This window comes from Synechocystis sp. PCC 7509 (genome assembly GCF_000332075.2).
Taxonomy (GTDB): domain Bacteria; phylum Cyanobacteriota; class Cyanobacteriia; order Cyanobacteriales; family Chroococcidiopsidaceae; genus Aliterella.
The window spans coordinates 2651456-2668097 of record NZ_ALVU02000001.1; the positions used below are offsets into that span (position 1 = coordinate 2651456).

General features: G+C 42.6%; 12 protein-coding genes. 3 read left to right on the forward strand and 9 right to left on the reverse strand.

The features are described 5' to 3' along the window. Positions 1-13: 13 nt before the first annotated feature. The 7 genes from SYN7509_RS0213285 to SYN7509_RS0213305 form a co-directional block, all read right to left on the reverse strand. A complete protein-coding gene (locus tag SYN7509_RS0213285; protein ID WP_009632570.1) occupies positions 14-1393 on the reverse strand; it encodes an anthranilate synthase component I in 1380 nt (459 codons plus the stop codon). A gap of 984 nt (positions 1394-2377) precedes the next feature. Next, entirely contained in the window at positions 2378-2557 is a 180-nt protein-coding gene (locus tag SYN7509_RS31745; RefSeq protein WP_369792254.1) for a hypothetical protein, read from the reverse strand. A gap of 828 nt (positions 2558-3385) precedes the next feature. Beyond that, positions 3386-3556, reverse strand: coding sequence for a transposase (locus SYN7509_RS31750; protein WP_148297987.1), 171 nt, complete (start codon positions 3554-3556; stop codon positions 3386-3388). Positions 3557-3663: 107 nt separating this feature from the next. Next, a complete protein-coding gene (gene crtO / locus SYN7509_RS0213290) occupies positions 3664-5358 on the reverse strand; it encodes a beta-carotene ketolase CrtO (protein ID WP_009630300.1) in 1695 nt (564 codons plus the stop codon). 97 nt (positions 5359-5455) lie between these two features. Further along, complete coding sequence (locus SYN7509_RS0213295) at positions 5456-6196, reverse strand: LmeA family phospholipid-binding protein (protein WP_009630301.1); 741 nt, start codon at positions 6194-6196, stop codon at positions 5456-5458. Between the two features lie 207 nt (positions 6197-6403). Further along, positions 6404-8125 carry a ShlB/FhaC/HecB family hemolysin secretion/activation protein gene (locus SYN7509_RS0213300; protein ID WP_009630302.1) on the reverse strand — a complete coding sequence of 574 codons (1722 nt, stop codon included), beginning with the start codon at positions 8123-8125 and terminating at the stop codon, positions 6404-6406. Positions 8126-8238: 113 nt separating this feature from the next. Beyond that, positions 8239-10374: a CHASE2 domain-containing serine/threonine-protein kinase gene (locus tag SYN7509_RS0213305; protein WP_009630303.1), complete on the reverse strand. Its 2136-nt coding sequence runs from the start codon at positions 10372-10374 to the stop codon at positions 8239-8241. Positions 10375-10644: 270 nt separating this feature from the next. Here SYN7509_RS0213305 and psbU point away from each other — a divergent pair, with 270 nt between their 5' ends. Both psbU and nadB read left to right on the forward strand, forming a co-directional pair. Further along, positions 10645-11088: a photosystem II complex extrinsic protein PsbU gene (gene psbU, locus SYN7509_RS0213310; RefSeq protein ID WP_009630304.1), complete on the forward strand. Its 444-nt coding sequence runs from the start codon at positions 10645-10647 to the stop codon at positions 11086-11088. A gap of 81 nt (positions 11089-11169) precedes the next feature. Beyond that, the gene (nadB, locus tag SYN7509_RS0213315; RefSeq protein ID WP_009630305.1) at positions 11170-12849 is read left to right on the forward strand and encodes an L-aspartate oxidase; all 1680 of its coding nucleotides are present in this window, start codon (positions 11170-11172) and stop codon (positions 12847-12849) included. Here nadB and SYN7509_RS0213320 read toward each other — a convergent pair. Both SYN7509_RS0213320 and btpA read right to left on the reverse strand, forming a co-directional pair. After that, a complete protein-coding gene (locus SYN7509_RS0213320) occupies positions 12832-13791 on the reverse strand; it encodes a vitamin K epoxide reductase family protein (RefSeq protein ID WP_009630306.1) in 960 nt (319 codons plus the stop codon). The genes nadB and SYN7509_RS0213320 overlap by 18 nt on opposite strands. 223 nt (positions 13792-14014) lie before the next feature. Beyond that, a complete protein-coding gene (gene btpA, locus SYN7509_RS0213325; protein WP_009631341.1) occupies positions 14015-14860 on the reverse strand; it encodes a photosystem I biogenesis protein BtpA in 846 nt (281 codons plus the stop codon). Between the two features lie 449 nt (positions 14861-15309). Here btpA and rimO point away from each other — a divergent pair, with 449 nt between their 5' ends. Beyond that, the gene (gene rimO, locus SYN7509_RS0213330; protein WP_009631342.1) at positions 15310-16635 is read left to right on the forward strand and encodes a 30S ribosomal protein S12 methylthiotransferase RimO; all 1326 of its coding nucleotides are present in this window, start codon (positions 15310-15312) and stop codon (positions 16633-16635) included. Positions 16636-16642 lie beyond the last annotated feature (7 nt).

The window sequence follows — 16642 nt, forward strand, 5'->3', positions numbered from 1 at the left end:
ACACGGATTGTATTTAGACACCCAAGGCTGCAAGCTGGGCTTGGGCTTTTTGCAATGATTCGTACCATTCAGTTTCCGGATCGCTATCAGCGACAATTCCGGCGCCTACTTGTCCCCAGACCATAGAGGTAGCATTGTTACTTGGAATTGCTAGCAAAGTACGAATCAAAATATTTAAGTCTAAGTTACCTCGCCAATCTAAATAACCGCAAGAGCCATAAAATAAGCTGCGGCGCACTGGTTCTAATTCTTCAATAATTTCCATACAACGCACCTTTGGGCAACCGGAGATCGTACCGCCGGGAAACATCGCCCGAATTAGCTCAATAGGGGAAGTTTGGGGCGATAAAACTCCCTTAACGTTACTTACTAAGTGCATAACATGACTGTAGCGTTCGATAGTAAGCAGTTCGTCTACTTCCACCGATCCCCATTGACATACACGCCCTAAATCATTGCGTTCGAGGTCTACTAACATAATATGTTCGGACTTTTCTTTAGCGCTAGCCATCATCTCTTGAGCTAGCTTGTTATCTTGTTCTGTCGTTGCGCCCCGCGATCGCGTTCCGGCTATTGGTCTTGTTTGCGCAATGCCATTATCTAGTTGTACCAGTCGTTCGGGGGAGCAGCTAATTACTTGTCCCCAAGGACTGCGCCAATAGCTGGCAAAAGGAGAAGGATTAATTTGCTGTAAAGTGCGGTAAATTTCCCAACTATCGGTAGTCGTTTGAGTGCCAAATCTTACCGATAGATTTGCCTGAAAAATATCGCCAGCTTGAATATATTTTTTAGCTCGTCTAACGGCGGCTTCGTAGTCAGTTTGAGAAGTTAGAAAGCTGCTTACAGGGAAATTACGAGCAGCTAAAAGTTTTGGGGGCGTGGGAGATGATTTTAGTTGGTTTACCAGAGTATCTAGTTGACTAACTTCTGCGGCGGCTAACCAGACAATTTGCTCTAGGCGATCTAAGACGGCGAAACTTGCTGGTTGATACCAATAAGCAACAGGAAACGGTAAACTATCGGCTCTAAGCCAAGGTAATTTTTCAATTTCCCAAGCTGCATCATAACCCAGCCAACCCAGCCAACCCCCGGTAAATGGTAAATGCTTAGGGCAGTAATTAAGATTTGTCTCTAAAGATGTTTGGTTGAGCAATTGCTCTAGAAACGGAAAAATCTTACCTATTGGTGGTGTCCACATTTGCAGACATCCATCAATTAGGCGTGGAGAGCCAGCACAGATAGAATATCTAGCTAAAGGAGTGCGATCGCTTGTTGTAGGCAACGGGCTTTCTAAAAGTGTTGAAATCTCAGCATCACCAAATAAAGCCGCAAAAATCTCTGCGCCCGTGCGATTTTCTAAGGGTAGCGACTTCCAGTACCAACTTTGTTCCATTTGTCTTTCCCTTAAGTTTGTGACGGAATAATCGAAAAGTCATCAATATACCTACCCACAAATCCCGGATAGCCCCCGCTCATCGCTTTTGGGGGGCTTTAGTGTACTAGAAGATATTAATGGCAGGGTGCAAATAGGCGATCGCTGTAGAGCCTAAATTGTATTATTTTCTTTTCCCAAGTAGATTCTTAAAACTTTTTTACTCCATTTTTTCCATCTCTCGGTTGAAGGTGTTTATTAATGCCATATTTTTATAATTATTAGTGCAAATACGCAAAATTAAATAATAATTTTAAGAAATTTTATTTTTTAAGCTCATTTTTTAATTTTGTATAGTTATTATTACTTAGTTTCAATTTTCTTCCAGTGTAAATACGTAAAATTAAATAATAATTTTAAGAAATGTTATCTGCTAATAAGTCTTTTATACTCATTAGCAAATAACATTTATATAGGCTGAATAAGTTTATTGTTTTTATATAATTTCTTCATTTATTTTATACCTGGGTATGAGTTACATATGATATTGTATAAGTTACTGGGGGTAAAATCCCGGCAAGGACATAATATTAGTAAATACCTAATTGATTTGGTTGAGCCTAGTCAAAAATAAACGATAAAAGTTGGGCTATAATTTGTAGCTTTAGAAAACTTAAATGTTGGTTGTTATTTGACGCTGAACTTGTTTATAAAAGCAATTACTATTTTCATAGAAATTTTTTCTATTTCAGCGCAGCAATCAGCTTAACTTGAACGGGCAATATCAACAGAAAATTAGCTTTGTTCAACTATCTATATACCAATATTAAGCTACTTAAGTTTTTGTATAAATCCTTACCTAAAGAGGCAGGAGAGTCCTAGGTTTTTCATAATTAAATATACTTATAAACTTGAATGAACAAATATTTTTTTGTGGTTATTAGCTAAAAGTGATTTGTGCGATCGCCTTTGTCTGTAGTTTCATCTATAAAACCCATTTGGGATCTAATTTACCGCTAACTGCTTGAGCATTAGTCGGAGGAAGCAAAGATTGACCTTAGCCGTCGCATTATCCAACGTGCGTTCAAAGTTCTTCACTAAGCTTTTACAGCGTTCCATCCAAGCGTTAGACCGTTCAATTATCCATCGAGTGGCGACTACGACAAATCCCGTTAGACCCGGCACTTGTTTTTGAGATGAGGTAGGCTTGGGAGTTTTTTCAAACTATATTTTAGTCATTATTTGAGGATAAATCTGTTCTAAAGCCTTGGTCACAACCAGTGGATGATATCCGTTATCGAGGAGGATAGTCGTTTTGGGCAGGTGGTGGGGCTTAAGTAATCCATGTGGTTGGTCAGCATTTCAATTAAACCCATGTCATCGCTGACGTTAGCGCCGGTACAGTGGGCGAAGAAAGGGAATCCTAGGATATCTACTGCTAGATGTCGTTTGATGCCATTGCGTAGATTTGTAGAAACAAAATCCTTTTGATTTAACACTGGCATTACAGGTGTTTTTTACGGCTTGGGAGTCGATAATCATCAACCTCGTCCACGGGGCTTTTTTTTTACCGGAAAAATGGGTCTAAAGCCCCGTCCTACAAGGACGGCTTTATATTATATTTAGCCCTCCAAAGTCTGGTATAATTAAAACAGCAAGTAGGAATAAACATCTATACGTTGAACCATCCTAGTGCGGTGAGACTCCGGCAACGGACATATCCAGCTTGATCTGGAACAGTTAAAGGGCAAACAAAGACGGGTTGGGGAGTATACCATTTTGGCATTAGTGATGAACTTGGAAAGCGGAAATAATTAAAAAGTAAGCACAATTGCAATACCTGTCGTACTGGTAGTTGGTTGAAAGTGTCTAGGGGGACTTTTGATTGTTCCTTTTAAGAGACGACTCTTAAAGAATCCTCGTACCTTCAGGTCGAGGAGTATCAATTGTTCACGTACTTGAGAATGTAATACTTGCATCAGTTCTTCGATTACTTCAGCAGCGCGCCATTGCTTATAATGCCAATATACCGCCCTTGTAGAGGGGCAAATCTTTGGGTAAATCTTGCCAATTGCAACTATTTTTAAGTTGATAGAAGATGCCGTCCAATAGTTCTCTTTTTGTCCATTGGGAGGATCTGGTCTGTTTCTTGGTCGGTAATATCTGAGACAGTAGGGGGTTCAAGGATTTCCCACTCTTCGTCTGTTAAGCTACTAGCGATAGGATTATTTGGCTAATACACCTCTTGCATAGATCCAATTAGGATACACAAGAGGGCAATCCATTTTCTGTTATTGTCCTTTAAATACAGAGCCAATAGTCGATTTAATTGAGTCTCGTGCTTGTTTAAATCTTTGCACGATTGGTTGTTGTTCGTGCAAGAAAATGCGGGCGCAGTTGCGTCCTGGCATTCCTGAAATTGACCCGCCGGGATGCGTCCCCGCACCAGTAAGAAATAATCCCTCAATTGGTGTTTTGTAATTGGCAAGTTCTGGTAAAGGACGGAAAAATACCATTTGGTCGAGAGTCATATCAATGTGATAGTAATTGCCTTTATACGCGCCTAATCGTTCTCCAAGTTCGGCAGGACTTTCCACCCGACGGGCAATAATTGAATTTTTGACATTTGGGGAATAGTCGGCTAACTTATCAATTACTCGGTCAGCTACTTTGTTTTTGAGTTCGTCAGTCCAACCTGTACCCTTCAATCCTGTACCTTCAGCGCCAGCAATTTGATAAGGGGCAAAAAATTCAATCCAGGCGGTATGCTTGCCGTAGGGAGCCATGGAAGGATCAAGCATTGTCGGAACTACTAAATACATAGAAGGGTCAGCATCGGGAATTTCGCCCAAAATACATTTACTATGAGCTTGTTCGACGTGGGTAACAGAATCTGCTATTAGTACCGAACCAATTAGATAACTATCGTCGTGGTTGTGATGCTCAAAGTTGAGAGGTTTATCTAAAGCCAGGTCAATTTTGAGGATAGTTTCATTATTGTTGACAATGCGGCGCTCTAATCTTTCCCGTAGATTTGGATCGGCGCTATTCACGTCACTAGCATCTATCAGTTGCAAAAATACTCTTTTAGCATCAATATTTGAAATTACCCCTTTGTTAGCGCGATATTCGACCCCTCCGGCTATTTTTACGCCTACTGCTCGACCATCATCAATTAAAACTTTTTCTACTTGCTGGTCAGTAAGAATTACGCCGCCTTTACTTTTAACTAGCTTCACTAAAGCTTGTACTAGCGCCCCCGTACCGCCACGAGGTCTTGCCATTCCTGGATCGTGGCGCATTGCCATCATGATCGCTCCCACCGCGTTAGTTTTTTGCGAAGGTGGCGCACCCAGTTCGGCACATAATCTAGCTAAAGGTGCTTTGAGAAACTCGCTATCAAACCACTCATTGAGGACATCTTCGCCGCTACTAAGCATTGTCCGCACAAAGTCTAGGGTTTTAGCTGGGGAACCAACAACGGCAAATAAATCTTTGAGCTTTTTGATGTCGTAGTTGCCAGCAATATCAATAATAGATTTGGGTGGAGCGTTAAACATAGGAATCATTGCCCCTAACACCCGTTGCCAAAATTCTGTATACTCGCGGTATTTTTGAGCATCGCGATCGCTATATCTAGCAATTTCTTGGCAAGTTTTTTCTAAGGATTTATGACCCAAAAAGTATTTACCGTCAGGATGGGGACAAAATACTACCGGATCGCATTCCAAATACTCTAACCCGTACTTTTCTAGTTCTAATTCTTGAACGACTGGCCCTAAATGGATAAATTCATGATCGATCGCGCACAAGTTAAACTTAAATCCTGGTGCTTCGGTAGGGAGCGATTCTTCTGTAGTTGCAGCACCACCTGGAACCGAACGCTTTTCTAGCAATAAAACGCTATACCCAGCTTTAAGTAAATAAGCAGCACAGACTAAACCATTATGTCCTGCGCCAATAATTACCACATCATACGATTGCATAGCGTCCGCTCCAAATCCCTATTCACCGATCTTAAGAATAAGTTATCCAAGGGTACAATCAATTCAATAGTTATAAAGGGCGATCGCCCTTTAAAGCTTAAGCTTGCGGTATTTCTTTTACATGAGCTTCGGTGTGGAGAGTTAACCTACCTGGGTTTACTTCTAGTTCTTTGACGCGCAGTGCCATTTTTTCTAGTTCAATAAACGGCAATTGCGTTAGTTGTTTCATTTTTTCTAACAAAGCTACCGCTAGTTCTAGAGAGATATTTTCCCCGCCAGTACACTTAAAGCTTTCAATTAGTATCGGTTGCTGGTGGGTACGGGGTCGAATTACAGCATTAAACCCAAGTTGCCTAGTATTACCCTTTTCTGTCAACAAAGCACTGCCATTCACGTCTATTTTATTTTGGTAGGGAAGCAACAATTCTACTTGCTGCAACGCCATAGTCACGATTTGCCCCTCTACATCCAAATCTAGGTTTTGCATTTTATTTTTAACGTAATCGGAGCTTAAAGTACGATTTAAGTCCTCTTGGGTAAGGACAAATTTAGCGATCGCATTTACCGGATGAGTTAATTCTATTTGCCCTAATAAAGCGCTCAAGGGGTCAATGGCAACGTTATCTAGGCGCAACTCCATTTCCTGCACCCGGATATCTGTTTGCAGCACTAAGCCTTGACCGGAAACATTAATAGAATCGGCTTGTCCTTGCACAACCTTGAGTAAATCAGTGCGGACATCCACATTAATTTTTTCGGCGGCATCTAACTGACTCGATATACCTAATTGGGCGGCTTTGGCGATCGCTTGTTCATCTAACCTAGGACTATCAGACATAAAAAATTAACATTTGTTTGAACTTCACTACTGCCTAATTTAGAAAAGCAAATTAGCTAGTGTATCTACATCACGGTGGACTTTTGGAGTAAAAAGCAATACTTCCCCAGAACACCTCCTTCTTAGGGGCAACCTTAATAAAACTTCGATAATTAAAGCCAAACCTAAAATGCTGAGAAAACTTGCCAAATTTTTTTGTTGGTTTAATTAAAAAGGGTTGTAAAACACAGAAAAATATAAACCGTTTTCTTGCCATGTTCTTTCAGTGGAAGATACAGAAATTAAAGGGATACCGTAATCAAGCCGCGCGGTAAAGCGATTACTTTGCTGCCAAATTAAACCCAAACCTAAAGAAGCTAGGGAATTGCGTTCTGGCGACTCTCTACCAGCGTTCCAGGTGCTGCCCACATCGACAAAGGGAGCTACTTGTAAAACCGCATTCCAGCCAGAAACCCGCAAAACAGGCAATCTCACCTCTGCCGAAGCAAAAGCCCCATTATCAGTCAAAAGTAAATCTTGACGGTAGCCGCGAACGTTTTGCAAACCGCCCAAACTAAACTGTTCTAGAGGTAAAAGAGAGTTAGCTGATAGCTGAACATTACCGCGTACTAAAAGTAATGTTTCTGGTGCTAATCGGCGCACCCATTGGGTTTGTCCTTGCCAGGAGAGGAAACGGCTATCGGGCTTTTCGGCGTTGACCGTGGCATCAAAAGCGCCAACTCCTAAGTTAAACTGCGATCGCGCTGCAATTACTTGGCGGGTATTTCGCCCAGTCCATTCTTGAAAAAATCTCAGGGCAGAAATTCGCGTTCTGCCTTGCTCATCTGCGCCTATGGACAAAGCAAAAGGGATATCTAGTAAAGAAGTTTCGCTTTCAAGGCGACTTGCGCTTATACCTACAGCCAGTTCTTGACTTGGAGTTTGAATAATTGGCTGACGCAAAGTTACGTCATAGTAACGAGATTCAGAACTTATATCTAGCAAGTCAAAAGGTGGCTCAATAACGCTGCTTGAGTTTGTACTATAGCCAAGACTAAGCGTACCATTGCGGGGATTGAGCGGCAAAGCATAACTCGCATCGATGGCGTTGCTACCATCAGTATTGGCATAAGCAAAAATAACGCGATCGCCGATTCCCAGTAAATTCCCTTCATTTAATTGTAAGTTGCGTCGAAAACTTCCGGCTGCGGGCGATCGCCCGTTATCAATAGTGGCTTGTACTGTTGTACTTTGAGCTTCAGTAACTTGTACTGCTAAAATGCTTTGACTAGGGCGAGTTCCCGCCGACAGCTCCGCAGATATATTACTAATTAAAGGATTGAGTTGCAGTAGTTGCAAGGCTTGTAAAAGGCGATCGCGATTAATGGGCGTATTAGTGGCGATCGCAAGGCGGCGGCGAATGTAGTTAGAGTTGAGATATTTTGTTCCCGTTACTTGGAGGCTTTCTAAGCCTCCTTCCAGTACGGTAATTGTCACTACCTTACCTTGCAGGGTTTGAGGAGGAATATAGGCTCCAGATGTTATGTAGCCGTTATCAAAATAAAGTTGCGTTATCGCCGAACGAGCTTGGAATAATTCGGCAAAGGAAATTGGTTTATTGGTAAAGGGAGCAAGAACTTTCGCCAACTGTTCAGAGGAAAATACTGTACTACCAACTACTTCAAAACGTTCAATATTTATTGTTTGCAGTCCGCCAGGGGCATTTTCTAGCGGTGTGGGAGTAGGCAAACTTGGCTGTAATAATTCTTCTGGAGGCGGTAATGGTTGCAGTAGTTCAAAAGAGGGAATGGGGGCAGGGAATGGCTGGACATCGGGGAGAGAAGGAATTTGTAATGGTGGGGTTTGCGCTGGTAGCGACCTAGGAACACTACTAATTGTTAGTACAACTGGTAGCAGCCACAACCAAGAGCGATATTGTTTACAAGCCATTAGTTAAGAAGTAGTCAATTTATATCTAGTTGAGCATAATTTGGGGTAATGGGGCAGTGAGAAACAATCTGACACCTTGGGGGAATCAATTATCCACCCTTGCGCCGCTACAATCACTGTGGGGGAATATATGCTTTTAAGTCCACAATAACCTCCATCGCCGACTGATACCTTTGCTCGTGGCGATAAGCAACCATTTTGTCTAGAATAGCTGCTAACTTGTCGCTAACTGAAGTGCGATCGCGCCAAATAACTTCTTTAGTTACCGGATCTTTGGGAATTTGTACTGCTGGTACGCCAACCAACGCTTGAATCCCAATCATCCCTAAAGCATAAATATCGCTATTAAGTACGGGTTGTCCGAGTAGTTGTTCGGGGGGCGCATAACCAGACGTACCAATCGCCACCGTATTACTTTCTGACACATCAGCAATTTGCGTTTCTAACTGTTTTACAGCCCCAAAGTCAATTAAAACCAACCGTCCATCAGCTTCGCGCCGCATAATGTTACCTGGCTTGATATCTCGATGAATTACACCGAAACCGTGAATAAATTGCAGAACTTCAACGACATCTTTAAGCAAAGCCACAACATAAGGTGCTGATAGTTTTTTACCGGGGGTAAGTTCATCACTTAAAGAATGACCTTTGATATACTCTTGAACTAAATAAAACTCCTTATTTGCTTCAAAGTAGGCTAAAAGCTGAGGAATGCGATCGTTTCTACCAACAGTTTCTAAAGTTTTTGCTTCTGTATTAAAAAAACGCCTAGCAATTTCTAAAAACTTTTCATCCGTGCGAGTAGGCTTTAATTGCTTAACCACACAATAGGGATTTCCTGGTCTTTTGGTATCTTCAGCTAAATAAGTTTCCCCAAACCCACCTTTGCCAATATTGCTGACAACTTTGTAACGTCCATCGAGTAGATTGCTCTCTACGGTGTCTGATTGGGGTAGCTGAGTTTGGTCTTCTTCATAGTTAGTAGAATTTACGGATTCAGGTAATTGTGCTACGGAGGAATAATTTTTATAACCTTTATAAGAAGCAACACTCGCACCCGTTAGTAGCAAAGCCAGGGCTGGCGGTACTAATGGCACTCTACCAAATCCAGAAAAGATCGCTAAACCTATTCCCAATAATCCAGCTACAGCAACAATTTCCAAGCCCACAATAATTAAAGGATTGCGCAGCCGCCAGGCTACAACTCCGCCTACCACCGACCAAACAAAAATCCAGGGAACTTCCGCCCACCCTGGCATCGTCCAAAAGAGAGATTTATTATTGGTTGCGGCGGTTAATATTTGACTTATAGCTTGGGCGTGAACTACTACCCCAGGCATCCGTAAATCTTGCCTTTGCCCTTTACTGTAAGGCGTATACAAAAAATCATTGCCACTACTAGCAGTTACACCAATTAAAACTACCCGATCTTTGACTAGCTTGGGGTCAAAATTGCCTTTCAGGACATCTGTTAAATTAATTTGGTCGGCAACTAGGCTAGGCGATCGGTAATTTAATAATATTTGGTAGCCTCTAGCGTCAATATTTTGATATTCTGCCGTATCGTTATTTATTGGGGTAAAGATAGTATTGCCTAGCTTCCAGTGTTCTTGAGATGTCTTTTCTAGCTTTATGCCTTGCTTTGCCAAATAATGCAAGGCAAGTTGAAAACTAAAAGAGTATTCCGCCGGACACGCCGAGTTGGTAGCCGGAGTCAAAGTTAGTAAATTGCGCCGTACTACACTATCGCCATCGACAACAATATCGCTAAATCCCAAGCGATCGCTTGGTACTTCTTTGGGGGGAGCTACACCGCGATCGCGATCGCCATTCCCCGACTTACATACAGCAATAATATTATCTGTTAGTTGCAAGTTTGTGACTAATTCGGCATTACCTGGCTCAAGGGGCAAATCGCGATAAATATCCAAACCAATAGCGGCGGGTTGATTTTGGTTAAGCTTATCTAGCAACTGATTGATGACGCGATCGCTAGCGGGCCACTTACCTAAATTGCGGATATCTTCTTCATCTACCGCTACAACTAATAAGCGCGGATCTATACCTTTATCTGGTTGCAGGCGAACTAAAGTATCAGCAAAACTTAATTCCCATCCTTCTAAAAGTGAAAGTTGTTTGCCACCAATTATTAACGCGGAGACAGCAACACTAGCAATAAGCACTGTCCCACTTAAAAACGACAAAGCTAGTTTAGTAAAGTTACCCTGTTTTGAGGACGAAGAACTCATAAATAAAAATTTTTATAGTAGTGATTGAATACTATCTACCCTTGCCAGCGTCGGCTATCTGTTCAACAGTAAAACTAAATAATACAATTTACTTTAGCCTAGACTGTAGCGAATTACTGGATCATTTACGCAGTTTATCTGGGGCGAGTTAGAAAAGCAGCATTCCTTAACAGCATTGTAAATATTAGGGGTCGCGCATCGCTGTATATTAGTTTCTGATAAGTGCTGTATCGATCTCAGCCACGCCCAAACAAGAGGTAAATAGAAAACGTGAGAATTTTTATACGCGGATTAACAATATTGCTAGTAGTCCTAGGATGCTGGGGATTAGTGGGGGTAGATTCCCGCGCGATCGCTCTATCTTTGCCTAGCTTTCATACATCTGTACCAATTTTAGCCAAAGTAGAATTACCTACCAAGGAATTACGCAATAAAGCTGACGACAAGCTAGACACGGAGTTTGGCAAAAAAATTGACTTAAATAACACTAACGTCCGAGCTTTCCAACGCTACGCGGGAATGTACCCAACTTTAGCTAAAGCCATTATTCAAAACGCTCCCTACAACCAAGTAGAAGACGTATTAAAAATTGTGGGCTTAAGCGATCGCCAAAAAGAAATCCTGCAAGGCAACTTGGATAATTTCACCGTCACCGAATCTGATTCTGTATTTAACGAAGGCGACGATCGCTACAACAACGGAATTTACAGATAACCGATTTGTAAAGGCGATGCTCCAAGTTAAGCAAGTTTTGAGTTATAAATATATGTTTAACTTAAAACTATTTTCAACACCTTGATTCAGTTACAAAATCTCTCTCAATCTTTTGATGTTTTAGTAGTAGGCGCGGGTGCAGCAGGTCTGTACACCGCGCTTTGTCTTCCCGAAACCTATTCTGTGGGTTTGATTACCAAAGATACAGTGTCTTTATCCGCCAGCGAGTGGGCGCAAGGTGGAATAGCGGCGGCGATGTCGCCCGAAGATTCTCCTTCCCTGCATTTAGAAGACACAATCGCGGCGGGAGCAGGTTTATGTGACTTTGACGCGGTGAATTTTTTGGCAGAAAAAGCCCCAAGCTGCATTCAATCATTAGTAGGGATGGGAGTAGCTTTTGATCGCCAAGGAGAGCAATTAGCCTTAACTTTAGAAGCCGCTCATTCGCGCCGCCGAGTTCTACACGCCGCCGATACAACCGGGAAAGAAGTAATTACAACTCTTACCGCCCAAGTCTTGCAACGTAAAAATATTTCAATTATTCAAAAAACCTTAGCCTTAAGCTTGTGGATAGAGCCACAAACAGGTCACTGTCAGGGAATTAGCCTCATTTATGAAAATCGAGTAATTTGGGTACGAGCCAAAGCAGTTGTTTTAGCAACCGGGGGTGGCGGTCAAGTTTTTGCTCACACCACCAATCCGGCGGTAAGTACGGGGGATGGGGTAGCAATGTCTTGGCGTAGTGGCGCAGTGCTTCGAGACTTAGAATTTGTCCAATTTCACCCTACAGCTTTAACTATTCCGGGAGCAAATAGCTTTTTAATTAGCGAAGCAGTGCGGGGAGAAGGAGCGCATTTAGTCGATGATACGGGGAGACGGTTTGCTTTTGATTATCACCCCAAAGGCGAATTAGCACCAAGAGACGTTGTTAGTAGGGCTATTTTCACTCATTTACAAAATACTGCTACCGATCCAACCAAGGCGAATGTTTGGCTAGATTTGCGAAGTCTTCCCAAGGAAAAAATTAGCCATCGTTTCCCCAATATCATCCAAGTTTGCAAACGTTGGGGATTAGATATATTTTCTCAACCGATCCCCGTTGCTCCGGCGGCGCATTACTGGATGGGTGGAATTGTTACAGACTTAATGAATCGCACATCTATACTAGGCTTGTACGCCGTAGGAGAGACTGCTAGTACCGGAGTGCATGGTGCTAATCGTTTAGCGAGTAATTCCTTGTTGGAGTGTATTGTATTTGGCGCTCAGATGGCTAATTTGGAGCTAGAAGAAGTAGATTTTATAGAACAACCCAATACAGAATCGGTATTTAAACTGAGTGCAACTGACTGGGATGCTCAACAGGAAGTTTTAGCCAAACTCCGCGATCAATTACCGCGTTTAGTGTGGCAAAGTGCGGGAATTTGTCGAGAGCAAAAAAGTTTAGAAGTAGGAATTGCTCAAATAGAACTATGGCGCTCTGAATTTGCCGAGTTACCTTTAAGTCAATTTTTGTTTAACTTGCCTAGCGGTCAAATCGGTAGTTTTGGCGCAGAAACTCCCCCGCAACAATTGTATTTGTGGGGAGAAACCCGTAATTTACTAGATATTGCTTATTTAATTTTGCAAAGCGCCCTATTTCGCACCGAAAGCCGAGGCGGACATTATCGCCAAGACTATCCGCAAACCGAGAACCAGTGGCAAGTCCACACCTTAGTAGAGAGAGCTAAAGTGTGGAAGTCGGGATTACTGGGGAGCAGCTAGAATGGCAAAATTGCGATCGCCTGTATAGCCAGAAAGGTTTGCAAGTTCATTTAAAGACTTGACTCCGGGGTATAACTTGCCTTTAATTTCCCAAGTGGGGAAGCTTTCAATTTTTGCAGTTTTACACAAATCTGGACGGGGATCGATGCCACCTTCGGCGCATTCGATACCATTAATTTCCTTATAAGCTTCCTTGCCAAACAATAACTTTTGCTCGTGACAATGAGGACACCACCAACCAATATATTCTTTAACGCCGACTTTAGTTAAGTGACGAGCTAGATCGATTTCTGATTGTCCAGAAACAGTAGTAATTTCCCAGCCAATGCCGGGACTTGGTTGAGTTATGGGGCGTACCGCTACCTGTCCAGTGGGAGCAACAACACCTCTATTGACCCCAGCATAAGCGCCTAAAGTGCCAATTAGGGTTATCATGCCGACAACGATCGCCGTAAAGAAAATTTGTCCGATATCTTCCCAAGTGCGACCAAGGATTGTTAATACTAGCAAAGTCAGGGAAAATAGCGCTGAAGCCAAGCAGTAGATACATAAAGCTTTGAGTTCAAAAGCTAGTAAGTACATCAAATAGCTGCTAAAAACCGTCATAGCGATCGCACCAGCTAAAAGTAGCAACCAAGTTGTATTCTCGATTTTGCTATGTAAATCTTTATTTTTGATGCTATCAATCGCCAAAGGAGCTAAAGCAAAAATCAGCATACTGACGTAAGCCAAAAACCCAAACAAAGCTAAAGGCTGCCCAAAAATTTCCGCGTAGGGACTAGAAAGAACTAGATCGCAGCTTTCGGTAGGACAAGCAGCAGGATTGAGGGAAAGTTTGACGTAAGTGAGATAAGCAGTAGTTAAAGCGCCAAACAGTGCGATCGCGCCAATTATAGGACGTGACCAGCGATGAATCCAAGGAATAGAACGACGGCGACCCATTAAATTAACCCTATATTTAAAAAACCACAGTAATTAAAACTACGATAATTAAGATTTACCTAATTTGCCTCACAAAAAGCCCAATTAAAAGATATTCCCCCAGAATCTTGCGTTCATCAGGATAAGACCCTTTTGCAGGGGGTTTGGGGGAGGCAACTCGTCCCCCAATGGGGGGTTTGGGGGGCAGACCCCCCAATTCTTGGTTTTTCTTTAACTATTTTCATTATGCGCGGAGGGTAACAGGATCGACCGTTACCGAAGGTAAAGGAGACTTAGCACTAATAGCCGCCTCCACAAACTGACTAACCCGATTGGGATCTATCGGTTGATCTATCCGCCCGTGACGCTTAAGGGAACTAGAAACAATCACCCCATCGGCGGCGGACATCAAAGTAGAGATGTTTTCCCAATTTGCGCCACTACCGATAAAAACTGGCGTACCTTTGGCTGCGGCGCTGGCTAACTCCAAATCCTCAAGATTTGGCGGGCTACCCGTTGCCCAACCCGATAAAATGATCCCATCCGCCAAACCCCGCTCAATAGTATCTTGTACCGCCACCGTCAGATTTGGCGAACTCAATGGTCTTGCGTGTTTTACTAAAACATCGGCAAATATTTTCACATCGCTGCCCAATTCTCGCCGATAGCGTAGCAAATGATGGGCCGCACCCTCAATTAGCCCCTGATCGGTCGCCATTACCCCCATCAGCACGTTTACCCGGATAAATTGCGCTTTTACCACACTAGCAATAGCGATCGCGCTGTGGGCATCATTACGCAATACATTGATCCCAATTGGTAAAGTTACCAAATTCATCAACCGATCGATAACAATGGTCATGGCACTAACCACCGCCGGATCTACCTGGCTCTTTGTAAACGGCGCATCAAAAAAATTTTCGACAATAATGCCATTAACTCCGCCACTAGCTAGAGCCGTTGCTTCTTGTTCTGCGCGATCGATTACAGCTTTAAGGCTACCTCCCCACCGGGGCGCTGTAGGCAAAGGCAGTAAATGAACAACACCAACGATCGGATTTGGAGTTTTAAATAGCCGATTTAAGTCCACTTCTTTCCTATCTGAATTCAGCCAAATAATAGTTAGCTAAAGTTCCGTTAATTTTTTACACAAACAGGACTTTTTATGCTTTTTTCCGAAAATTGGAAAATTTAGCCGTAAAGTACCCATAAGTTATGTTAAGATAAAAACGATGCAATCACAGGAGTTTGCCACTCCTGCAAATTAAAGGCTTACCTCTACTACGCCAAGCGTTACTGTGAGATGAGCCTATCTCTAGGGTAAAGTACGGTAGCTTATACCAAAATCAAATTTGGTGCTTTAAAGTTTAAAAATTATAAAGTTTAAAGAAATATAGTTTCATCGACTAAGCCCCCGCTACAAACGGCATTTTCTAGCTTCCTAAGTTGATTATACAACCGTTGAAGGATCTATCTTCAACGTCAAAAATCACACTTTAGGAAAATCGAGTTAACTTCATACGAGCGTTATTTCACTTTATGGGAGATAAGCCAACCATAGCAATTTCACATCTAGGTTGCGAGAAAAACCGAATCGATACCGAACATATGCTAGGACTGCTAGTAGAAGCAGGTTACAGTGTAGACAGCAATGAGGAGTTAGCTAACTACGTCATTGTCAATACTTGTAGCTTTATTCAATCAGCACGAGAAGAATCTGTAAGGACATTGGTAGAACTTGCCCAAGCAGATAAGAAAATTGTCATAACTGGCTGCATGGCGCAGCATTTTCAAGAACAACTACTAGACGAATTACCAGAAGCAGTAGCTGTAGTCGGTACTGGCGACTACCACAAAATTGTCGATGTAATTTCGCGGGTACAGGCAGGAGAAAGAGTAAAGCTAGTTTCCCCCGAACCAACTTATATCGCTGATGAGACAACACCCCGCTACCGAACGACAACGGAAGGTGTAGCTTATTTACGCATCGCCGAAGGCTGTGATTATCGCTGTGCTTTTTGCATTATTCCTCACTTGCGAGGAAATCAGCGATCGCGTTCCATTGAATCAATTGTGACGGAAGCGAAATTACTAGCCAGCCAAGGAGTAAAGGAAATTATCTTAATTTCCCAAATTACTACCAACTACGGCTTAGATTTGTACGGCGAACCCAAGTTAGCGGAGTTATTAAAGGAACTTGGCAAAGTAGATGTTCCTTGGATACGGATGCACTACGCCTATCCTACCGGGCTAACGCCAAAAGTAATTGAGGCAATGGTTGAAACCCCCAACGTCTTACCTTACTTAGACTTGCCGTTGCAACATTCTCACCCGGAAATATTACGGGCAATGAATCGACCTTGGCAAGGTTCTGTGAATGATGCGATCGTCGAAAAACTCAAAGCAGCTTTGCCAAAGGCTGTCATGCGGACAACTTTTATTGTCGGATTTCCTGGCGAAACAGACGAACATTACACTCATTTGTTACAGTTTGTAAAGCGCCATCAATTCGATCACGTAGGAGTGTTTACTTTTTCACCAGAAGAAGAAACTCCCGCTTACAAGTTACCCAATCAATTGCCTCAAGAACTGATGGAAGCAAGGCGAGATGAGTTGATGGAACTCCAGCAACCAATTTCGCTACAAAGAAACCAGCAGGAAATCGGTCAAGTAGTAGACGTACTTATTGAACAAGAAAATCCTGAGACTGGTGAATTGATTGGACGTTCCGCTCGGTTTTCCCCCGAAGTAGATGGTTTAGTCTACGTCCAGGGAGAAGCCGCCCTTGGTTCGATTGTTCCAGTCGCAATCTCGGACGCTGACATATACGACTTATACGGGCAAATTGTTAATAGTTACAACTAAAACCGTT

Excerpts from the sequence above, each read along its gene's own strand:
- SYN7509_RS0213285 (WP_009632570.1), bottom strand. The coding sequence starts at position 1,393 with ATGGAACAAAGTTGGTACTGGAAGTCGCTACCCTTAGAAAATCGCACG.
- crtO (WP_009630300.1), bottom strand. The coding sequence starts at position 5,358 with ATGCAATCGTATGATGTGGTAATTATTGGCGCAGGACATAATGGTTTA.
- SYN7509_RS0213295 (WP_009630301.1), bottom strand. The coding sequence starts at position 6,196 with ATGTCTGATAGTCCTAGGTTAGATGAACAAGCGATCGCCAAAGCCGCC.
- SYN7509_RS0213300 (WP_009630302.1), bottom strand. The coding sequence starts at position 8,125 with ATGGCTTGTAAACAATATCGCTCTTGGTTGTGGCTGCTACCAGTTGTA.
- SYN7509_RS0213305 (WP_009630303.1), bottom strand. The coding sequence starts at position 10,374 with ATGAGTTCTTCGTCCTCAAAACAGGGTAACTTTACTAAACTAGCTTTG.
- SYN7509_RS0213320 (WP_009630306.1), bottom strand. The coding sequence starts at position 13,791 with ATGGGTCGCCGTCGTTCTATTCCTTGGATTCATCGCTGGTCACGTCCT.
- rimO (WP_009631342.1), top strand. The coding sequence starts at position 15,310 with ATGGGAGATAAGCCAACCATAGCAATTTCACATCTAGGTTGCGAGAAA.